A 9,743-nucleotide genomic window follows, 5' to 3' on the forward strand; every position below is an offset into this window, starting at 1 on the left:
AATTTGAAGTAATGAGAGTTTATAAAACCTGTAAAAATGCAAACTTTAATCCACAAATGTGCATTATTATTAAGATATGTGGATAACTTTTTAAAAATTAATATTTATAATTATAAAATCATTAATTGTTGATATTAGTTAGAAAAATTAAAAAAATAATCCACAAAATTAAAAAGAAAAGTTTTAAATATTATTTTCATAAATTGTATTATTTTTTGCACTTTTCCTTTGATCTAAGTCTATCTTTTAAAATAACTATTAAATAGAAAAATTTCTCTATAAAGTTTTAAGCCTTATAAGCCACTTTTTACATAATAACTTATGAATGAGGTTAAACTTTAGCTTTACAATGAACCTTTACATAGTAACTTATGACTAAGCTCAGAGTTTCATCTGTGCAACCAACCTATTAAAAATAAACTATCAAATGCATATAGATTTTTAAATTTTAACTTATCTCTACATAATAATTTATAAATAATTTCAAACTTTTCCTTTCTAACTCACCTTTTATCAACTTATGAAATATAGTTAGACTTAAATTCCCTATTAAATATTTTTATAAATTTAGACAAAAAAAGAGACAGGCAAGAGCCCATCTCTAATCTATAAATTTTAATTTATAATTACTAACTACTTATTACATTCTCTTTCCAGGGATTATTGCATCAACAATACCTAGAACTGCTGCGCCTATAATTGCTCCAAGAACGCTTACTGTAAATCCATCGACCATTTTACCTGCAAGGAAAAGAATAATTGCCGCTACAGCAAATCCTTTAAATCCTCTACCAGCTGGAGATGCGTCTACACCAGTAAACTTCTCGATTAGCCAGTCCAAAAGTCCGATAACAATAGCTGTCACAATGGCAGTGCCAAAACCATTAATTGTAACTCCAATTGATAATGCAGATGTCAATAAAATTGCTAGAGCACTTATTACTACTTTGATTATTAAACTAAGAATCATTTTTCTTCCTCCTTGTTATATTCTATATTAACTTTGTACCACCTAAAAACCAATTTTAAACAACTTACTTGGGTATAATATACATGGTGATGTTATGAAATACGTAAAAATAGAGGTTTTCGTGCCTGAAAAAAATGTCAAAGACATTATTTCAAACGTTAACGAATACTTGAAAGACAATAATTACGATTATGTATATTCCAGTACAAAAGTTTTGGGTCACTTTAGACCGCTAGACGGTGCAGATCCATACCTTGGAAGTGTTGGAAAAGTTGAAGAAGTGGATGAAGTAAAACTCGAATTTAGAGTAAAAAGTAAAGATGCAAAAGAAGTTTATCAAATAATAAAAAGAGAGCATCCATACGAAGTTCCGATTATAAATGTTATTGAGCTTGTGGATTTAGATTAATATATTAAACAAGAGAAAGGAATATAAAATTAATATATTAAACAAAGCTAAATAAAAAATCTGTGCCGCAGCACAGAATATGGCGTCCACGAGAGGATTCGAACCTCCGGCCCCACGCTTAGGAGGCGTGTGCTCTATCCAGCTGAGCTACGAGGACCTAATACTAATATTTTATAGGAATTTAATTTAACTGTCAATTCCTATGGCGTTTAAAAAAGTTAAAATTTACTATATAATAGTTCCAGAAGGTGATAAAATGCAATTTGAAAAAAAATCTATTTGGCAACAAATAGACAAGGACACAAACGAAAAAATTTACGAATATGCAGAAGAATACAAGGCGTTTCTTGACAATGCAAAAACTGAAAGAGAAGCCACAAGATTCATAATAAGTGCTGCAAAAGAAAAAGGATTTATCTCACTTGATGAGGCATTAGATGGCAAAATCAAAAAGGGAGATAAAATCTATTTAAACAACAAAAACAAATCAGTTGTACTATTTGTTATTGGAGATGATATCGAAGAAGGTCTAAACATCGTCGGATCCCACATCGACTCACCAAGACTTGACCTTAAGGGAAATCCACTTTACGAAGACTCTTCCCTTGCACTATTTAAAACTCACTACTACGGCGGAGTTAAAAAATACCAATGGCCAACTATTGCCCTATCTCTTCACGGATATTTTAGAGATAGAGACGGGAATGAGCACAATATAGTTATTGGAGAAGATGAAAATGATCCAGTATTCTATATAAATGACCTCCTTCCACACTTGGCAAAGGATCAAAACAGCAAAACTCTAAAAGATGCGATTAAGGGTGAAGATTTAAATATCGTAGTTGGACACTCCACATATGGCGTAGAAGGCGACGAAAACCCTATAAAGAGAAATATTTTAACAATATTAAAAGAAAAATATAATCTAGACGAAGAAGATTTTGCCTTTGCAGAATTCGAAGCAGTTCCTGCACAAAAAGCAAAGGACGTTGGATTTGACAGAGCTATGATTGCATCTCACGGTCACGACGACAGAGTTTGTTCGTATGCAAACTTAAAGGCAATTCTTGAAGTTGAAGATCCTAAAAAGACTGCAGTAGCACTTTTCGTTGATAAGGAAGAAATCGGATCAGTTGGAAACACTGCAATGACTTCAATGTTTTTCGAAAACGCATTGGCAGAAATCATAAATAACATGGGTGAATATTCTGATCTTAAAGTTAGACGCGCACTTGCAAAATCATCTGTACTATCAGCAGACGTATCAGCAGCGCTTGACCCATCATTTAAAGAAGTATCTGACGATAAGAACGAAGCACAAGTTGGATACGGAATTGCCATGGCAAAATACACAGGCTCAGGCGGAAAAGGCGGTTCAAACGACGCAAACCCAGAATATATCTCAAAACTTAGAGATTTATTTAGACGAGAAGATGTAATCTGGCAAATATCTGGCTTTGGAAAAGTTGACCAAGGCGGCGGCGGAACAATTGCCTATATTTTGGCAAAATATGGCGCCGAAGTAGTGGACATGGGAACAGCAATGCTTTCTATGCACGCACCAGTAGAACTTGTATCAAAGGCAGATGCCTACATGACTTATAAAGCATACAAGGCATTTTTAGATAAATTTGAATAATTTTTTTCTTTTTATTTTAAAACTCCTAATTAGTGTTTACTAGTTGGGAGTTTTTTTATTATTTGTGATGCATTTTCTATAATCTTACCAATCAAAAGATTAGTAATTTTTATTAATTATTTTCTTTAAGTTAATATCCTCTTTACAAATTCTCATTATACTGTCTAATGAAGTTATTATATGTAAAAAGAAAGGAAGAAGAAATGAATTTAAAAAAGATATTGTTGATGTTAATGACATTTGTATTATTAATTACATCAGCTAACTTGCCCGTAAGTGCAGCAACAGAAAATTTTGACGATGTAAAAGGGCATTGGGCAGAGAAAAACATCAATTGGTCACAAGAAAGAGACCTTGTCAAAGGCTATCCTGATGGAGAGTTTAAACCAGAAGGTAAAATAACCAAGGCAGAATTTATAACTATAATTAATAATTTTATGAAGGCAGAAGAAGGAAGAGATTTTAAATTTAAGGACGTCAAAAAATCTGATTGGTATTACGAAGAAGTTAGAAAAGCAGTAAATTATTATTTAAAAGATGAAGACTACTTTAGAGGCGATGATTACATAGATCGTGATGAAGCGTCTAAACTTATTGCAGCTGTTTACGGTCTTAAAGAAGTAGAGCTAAATGATTTTAATGATAGAGATGAAATTATTAATAAAGGTGCTGTGGCTTCTCTTGCTGATAAAAAAGTTCTTAATGGATATCCCGATGGAAGTTTTAAACCTAAAAATCCAATAACAAGGGCAGAGGCATCTAAGATATTTAATGTAGCTTATGACAATATTGGAGAACCTAGCACAAGCACTGCGCTAAATCCAAACAAAGAAGAAAAAACAGAAACTAAGTCAAATACTTCAGTAAAGGAAAATAAAAAAGAGCATCACCACAACAGTTCTAGTCACAACGACAATTCTAATGACGATACAGTAAAATTTGGGGTAATTTCAGATATCCATTTAAGACCAGATAATCCAACACAGGTCGAAAGAACGACAAAAGCTCTAAACTTCTTTGAAGAAAATGGAGCAGCAAGTTCATTTATCGTGGGCGATGTCACAGATAATGGAAAAGAAGAAGAATATAAAGAATATGATAAGGTAAAGAGTGGCCTTAAGGGCGATAAAATGGAAGTTCATGCTTCCATGGGTAATCACGAAAATTTAACTACAGAGCTATTTACTAAATACTTTGGAAATGAACCAAATTCTCACTACAAAATTAATGGATACCATTTTATAATGATAAGTCCCGATGCAGAAGGAGGAGAAAGCTATTTAGAAGCGACAAAATGGCTATCAGAAGAACTTAAAAAAGCAAAAGACGACACTGGAGATAAGCCAATATTTGTATTTTTCCACCATCCAGTAAAAGATACCTTCTATGTATCAGACGATTGGTATGGAGATGTACCAAAAAGCATATTTAAAGATTATCCTATGGCAGTAACTTTCTCAGGACATATTCACTCACCAAATAATCACCCAAGAAGTATTTGGCAAGGTAATTTCACTGCAGTTAATACAGTTTCCCTATATTATTTTGAAATGGAAAAGGGATATAATAAGGGAGAAACTTATCCTAAAAATTCAGAATTATGCGCACAGGGACTATTAGTAGAAGCTGATGGAACAAAGGTTACAATTAAAAATAGAGACTTTATATCAGATAAATGGATAGATGAAACTTGGACTTTTGACACAGCACATCCAGAAGATTTTCCATACACAGATGCAAGATATGACGAGGCAAAAGCTCCTAAATTCGATAAAGGAACTGAAGTTAAAGTAACTGATATTAATTCATCTGATAAAAAGAAATCTGTAAACCTTGAATTCGATCAAGCAAAAGTTGATCCTAACAGCGTAAAGGGCGATATAGTTCATTCTTACGAATTTGAAATTAAAGAAGAAGGAAAACAAATTACAAAGACTGAGAAAGATTGGTCAGGATTTTATCTAATTCCAATGCCTGAAAAAATGAATATGAGACTAGATGAACTCAAACCAGATACAGAATATACTGTTGATATTTATCCAGTCGACGCATTTAAAAAGAAAGGCGAACCTATTACAGTAACTTTTAAAACTAGCGTCGATACAGTAGAGTCAAATGAAGATATCTCTAACAAAGATGTTGACATAAATCCTGACGAAATAGGTGGTAGTGAAAATACAAATAAAGACTCTCTAGAATCTGGGATAGGAAATAAAGAAGACTCTTCAAAAGATATAGTAAATAATTCTAACGAAGAAAGTATAAATAATTAGGCAAATTAAAAAATTATAAGAAATAGGAGTTCATATCCCCTTTGCTGTTTAGACAGTAAGGGGGTATTTTTATGAGGTGAAAAAAATTATAACTAAGGTTATCGTGAGAATGTACTTTATAAAAACACAAAACTTTTATTACATAAAGAAAATCCAGTCTACTCACACAAACTTTCTCATTATATAAAGCAGTACTTCGTCGGGCACAAGGCCTCCCAATATTCTATCTGCTGTTGCGACAAATCCCGGTGTTGAGAGGGCGAAGTTTCTATTCATATCAGCCATTGATTTTTTTACTACATGCTTTGATTTTAGTGGAAGGAATAGTTTTTTCCTGTCCATTTCGGCCTTGTCGATAAATTCTGTGTCTTCGATAAAGTATGGGCAAACTGTCGTCACGTTTATTCCCCTCTTCATGAGCTCTCCCCTAAGTCCTCTTGCGTATGTGTAGATAAATGCTTTTGATGCTGCATACATGTTTAGGTGCTCCATTGGGTTAAATGCAGCGACTGATGCGATTTGCAAAATGCTTGAGCCTGCATTCATTAAGTTCGCCACGATGTGAGTCATATTGACCTGCGCTTCGCAGTTTATTTTTATCGTCTCGATTTCTCTACTTGATCCAAAGTCAAGACTTTCTCCTCTTATGCCGCTTCCTGCTGCATTTATTAGATATTTTATTTCTAGGTTTTCTTCGTCCACTTTATTTTCTAAATATTTTTTAAACTCTTCCATCTCTTCTTCGTCTGTCATATCCATTGGATAGCTGGTAGAATCTATAGGCAAGGTGTTTTTTAATTTTTCGAGTCTATCTTCTCTTCTTGCGATAAGTATAATTTCATCTACTTCATAATCTTTATTTTTTGATATGAACTTTGCGAAGTCCCTTCCAAGTCCCGATGATGCGCCCGTTATTATTGAGAGTTTCTTCTTGTTATCATCTTCTTCTTTTATTTTTTTATAATTCGTTCTCTCTACTATATAAATTATTAAAGCTGCGGCGGCGCTTATTATAAAAATTGTTCCAATTATTGTAACCAATATTTTATAAACCATAATGTCCTCCTTTTTATACAATAATACCCCCACTACTTTTAAGCAGTGAGGGTATCTAATAATTTATCTTAGTTGTAATCCATCCTTATATGCTTCTCCAACTCTTCCGTTAACTTTGTAATAACCTCTAGTGTATGGATCAAAGGCAATTGCTTCTACTGCATCGATGTCGACTTGTCCATCTTTTAGGCAGTTTTCTTCCACAGACACGCGCGCAATTTTTCCGATTACGCCGATTCCGTTTTTATCAGATTGATATTCTTCGAATTCGCATTCCAATGCTATTGGAAATTCGTTAATTACTGGCGCATCAACTACTTGTGATTTTTCATAAGTTAGGCCAGATTTTTCAAATTTGTCTTTAACCTTGTTGCCGCTAACTACTCCAAAAAAGTCTGCTTCTGTAGAGTGTTTTGCATCGGCAAAGTGAACTACAAAGGCCTTTTTGTTTTTAATGTTTTGTACAGTCTTGCTGTCTGCTGAAAGGTTAAGTGCAACTCTATCCATGTCGAGCATTGTTCCCCAAGCTGCGTTCATTGCATTTACTGAACCATCTTCGTTAAATGTTGAGATGATTAAAACTGGCATTGGGAAAAGTGGTGATTTAGCTTTTATTTCTTTTTTCATAATATCCTCCATTTATTCATTTTGTTATAATTTTAATATTTTAGTCCGTAGTTTATTGTGTTTATTAATTCTCTTCCGTTTTTGTATCTTTCTAGATTTTCTTTAAATATATCCATAGCTCTTGTGAAGTAATTTGGCGTCGTTCCTGCATTGTGAGGCGTCATTAATAGGTTATCTATCTTCCAAAGTTTTGAGTCCTCTGGCACAGGTTCTTTTGGAAAAACATCTAGATAAGCTCCGCGAATTTTTTTATTTAAAAGGGCCTCTATTAGATCATCTTGAACAATAAGGTCTCCTCTGCCAACATTTATAAACACTGCGTCTTCATCCATAAGTTCAAATTTTCTTTTGTCAAACATTCCGCGAGTTTTTTCTGTTGACGGAACGACACTTACTACGTAGTCGAATCCTTTGAGATGCTCTTCTAAGTCATCTGTTTTATAAATTTCATCGAAGTTATCTGGTACATTTCCGTCTGGGTGATTTCTCACTCCGCACACATTCATGTCAAAGGCTCTTGCTCTTCTTGCGATTTCTTTTCCTATTGCGCCCGTTCCAATAATGAGTAGATTTTTCCCAGTGAGCTCTCCAACAGAAATGTCGCCATCGTAAATCTTCTTCTCTTGGTTTTTTAGAGCAGTTATTAGGTTTCTTGAGAACATAATCATTGCTCCAAGTACCTGCTCCGAAATATTTTTTGCGTGCACGCCACTTGTGTTAGTTAAGATTATGCCTCTTTTTTCCATGTACTCCAATGGATAAAAGTCGACTCCAGCGGAGTATGAAAAAATCCACTTAACTTTGTCCAACTTTTCGAGATCTTCTTCGTCGATTCTGCCTTCGTTTATTATTATTTCAATTTCATCCTTATCATCTGCCATAGATTTGATGTCCGGATAAATTTTCCACTCCTCATCCGAAAGCTTTTGCGGAAGAATCTCTTCTATATCGTGAATTTTTAAAAAACTATCATTGGTCCTTATCGCTATCATATACGCCTCCCTTTTTATTTTTAAAGTTTGTAAGCTTTAAATATCAAATTATTTTGTTATAACTTGAAGCCGTTTTTTCTTGCAATATCTAGAAGCATTGCCCTCTTAGGAAGTTTAAAGTTATTAATCTTTACAACTTGGTCTGTAAATGAGTCCACTCTGCTGTTTTTTTCGCGATGTGCGTAGTATTCTTTCATCTTTTCGTCGTAGTCCTTTAAGGCTTCTAGATAATTTTCTTCTTTCTTGTAAGAGTTTTCAAAAACTCTATATTCTTTTGGCATTCTAGGTTTTATCTCTGGATCATCGTCTGGATATCCAAATCCGTAGCCGAGTACTGGAAGAGTTAGCTCTGGCAAGTCCAAAATCTCTATCATTTTTTCTGCATCATTTAGTACAGAACCTAAAAACATTCCACCAAGTCCAAGAGACTCGACAAGGTTATTTGTGTTTTGTGCCATTAAGATTGTGTCTGAGAAAGCTTGGAAGAAGTTATCCACGTCACTTTCTGGATTTAATTCTCCAGCCTTTTCTTCGTAAATCTTTCTATTTCTATACATGTCGAGCACAAAAATAAATAGGTGAGGTGCAGCTGCTATATAGTCTTGGTAGCAAAGCTCTGCGATTTGTTTTTTCTTCTCTTCGTCTGTTACAACGATTATGCTTGACTGTTGCATGCCGACGCTTGATGCTGTCCTAAGCGCACCTGAGACAATTTTGTCAAAAGTCTCTTTATCAACTTCTTTATCTTTAAACTTTCTAATCGTTCTGTGATTTCATCAATAGAAAGGAAGTCTCTAGAATCGTGCATATATTCTTTTCCTGGAATATCTAGTGGCATATAATTTTGTCCAGTGCCTATGACAAACTTCTTAGCAGTGTAAGTTTCGCCGCCGACTTCGACAGTGTTTTTGTCCTTAAAGACTGCATCTCCTCTAATAACATCAATGTCAAATTTTTCGAAGATTCCTGCCATTGCATCTGGAAGAGCTCCAATAACTTTTTTCTTATACTGCATTAAGCTTTTCCAATCAAGCTCTGGTTCTTGTTTAAGTCCAATACCTTTGTAGCGGTTCATGGCACCTTTAAGTTCAAAAGGTGAGTCCAACAAAATCTTTGCATCGCAACCGTAGTTTGTACAAGTACCACCCAAAAGCTCTTTTTCAACTATAGCAACGCTCTTTCCAGCTTGTTTAAGAAGTAGAGCACCATGTCAGCATGCGTGTCCACTTCCAATAAATATCACATCATAATCTTTCATAATTTCCTCCTTATAAATTTTGCTCTATCGCATATCGCGAAAATTTTAAAATATCTATTAAATATTTATGTAAAATTCATATTCTCAAAATGCCTCTAAGAAATTTATACACTAAAAGATGGACGAGTAAACAAATGCGCATAAATAAAAAAGAGCGACAGAATATCCATCGCTCAAATTATTTTTCGTATTATATTTTCTAAAGAATTAATATTTACTTATTCTTCTTATTCCTGTAATGATTTTAAAAAATCCATTATTTTTTCGCATTAAAATGGGGCGTGTCGGATACATATAACAATCATGCCTTAAATTTTGAATTATTTTTTGAAATTTTGCATAAATATGATCTTTAAATTTAAAAGCCTATGCTAATGACATCAATACCACCTTCTCCACATGGCTCGATTGCTCCAGATTGATGTCAAAAGTCCGCCGGATTGAGCCGTTCGTTCGCGGGAATATATCAAAGACTTTTTTGACCTCAAAATAGCCATTTTTCGACCACGCTCGTATGCG

The 9,743-nt window shown here is 34.0% G+C and carries 8 protein-coding genes, 1 tRNA gene and 1 pseudogene; 3 read left to right on the forward strand and 7 right to left on the reverse strand.

The window, feature by feature from the left end; translation table 11 throughout:
* Nucleotides 1–640 precede the first annotated feature (640 nt).
* A complete protein-coding gene (locus ACOX6R_RS05835; protein ID WP_433448232.1) occupies nt 641–970 on the reverse strand; it encodes a phage holin family protein in 330 nt (109 codons plus the stop codon).
* 94 nt (nt 971–1,064) lie between these two features.
* Between ACOX6R_RS05835 and cutA the strand changes: the two genes are divergently transcribed.
* A complete protein-coding gene (gene cutA / locus ACOX6R_RS05840) occupies nt 1,065–1,379 on the forward strand; it encodes a divalent cation tolerance protein CutA (RefSeq protein ID WP_433448234.1) in 315 nt (104 codons plus the stop codon).
* Nucleotides 1,380–1,459: 80 nt separating this feature from the next.
* Here the strand turns inward: cutA and ACOX6R_RS05845 are convergent.
* Nucleotides 1,460–1,536 (reverse strand) — tRNA-Arg (locus ACOX6R_RS05845).
* Between the two features lie 99 nt (nt 1,537–1,635).
* Here ACOX6R_RS05845 and ACOX6R_RS05850 point away from each other — a divergent pair.
* Nucleotides 1,636–3,018 (forward strand): aminopeptidase, encoded by a 1,383-nt coding sequence (locus ACOX6R_RS05850; RefSeq protein ID WP_433448236.1) that lies wholly within the window; start codon nt 1,636–1,638, stop codon nt 3,016–3,018.
* Nucleotides 3,019–3,221: 203 nt separating this feature from the next.
* Nucleotides 3,222–5,291, forward strand: coding sequence for an S-layer homology domain-containing protein (locus ACOX6R_RS05855; protein ID WP_433448238.1), 2,070 nt, complete (start codon nt 3,222–3,224; stop codon nt 5,289–5,291).
* A gap of 162 nt (nt 5,292–5,453) precedes the next feature.
* Here ACOX6R_RS05855 and ACOX6R_RS05860 read toward each other — a convergent pair whose 3' ends face one another.
* From ACOX6R_RS05860 to ACOX6R_RS05880, 5 genes and pseudogenes are all read right to left on the reverse strand, one after another.
* A complete protein-coding gene (locus ACOX6R_RS05860) occupies nt 5,454–6,347 on the reverse strand; it encodes an SDR family NAD(P)-dependent oxidoreductase (RefSeq protein ID WP_433448240.1) in 894 nt (297 codons plus the stop codon).
* Nucleotides 6,348–6,410: 63 nt separating this feature from the next.
* The gene (locus ACOX6R_RS05865) at nt 6,411–6,974 is read right to left on the reverse strand and encodes a flavin reductase family protein (RefSeq protein ID WP_433448242.1); all 564 of its coding nucleotides are present in this window, start codon (nt 6,972–6,974) and stop codon (nt 6,411–6,413) included.
* A gap of 32 nt (nt 6,975–7,006) precedes the next feature.
* Entirely contained in the window at nt 7,007–7,966 is a 960-nt protein-coding gene (locus ACOX6R_RS05870; RefSeq protein WP_433448244.1) for a D-2-hydroxyacid dehydrogenase, read from the reverse strand.
* Nucleotides 7,967–8,022: 56 nt separating this feature from the next.
* On the reverse strand, nt 8,023–8,727 hold the full coding sequence (locus tag ACOX6R_RS05875) for an NADPH-dependent oxidoreductase (RefSeq protein WP_433448246.1): 705 nt from the start codon (nt 8,725–8,727) through the stop codon (nt 8,023–8,025).
* Nucleotides 8,622–9,158, reverse strand: a pseudogene (locus ACOX6R_RS05880) (FAD-dependent oxidoreductase); the annotation flags it as partial. The gene ACOX6R_RS05875 and the pseudogene ACOX6R_RS05880, both read right to left, overlap by 106 nt.
* Nucleotides 9,159–9,743 lie beyond the last annotated feature (585 nt).

It is taken from the genome of Peptoniphilus sp., from assembly GCF_050943655.1.
Lineage (GTDB): Bacteria > Bacillota > Clostridia > Tissierellales > Peptoniphilaceae > Peptoniphilus_A.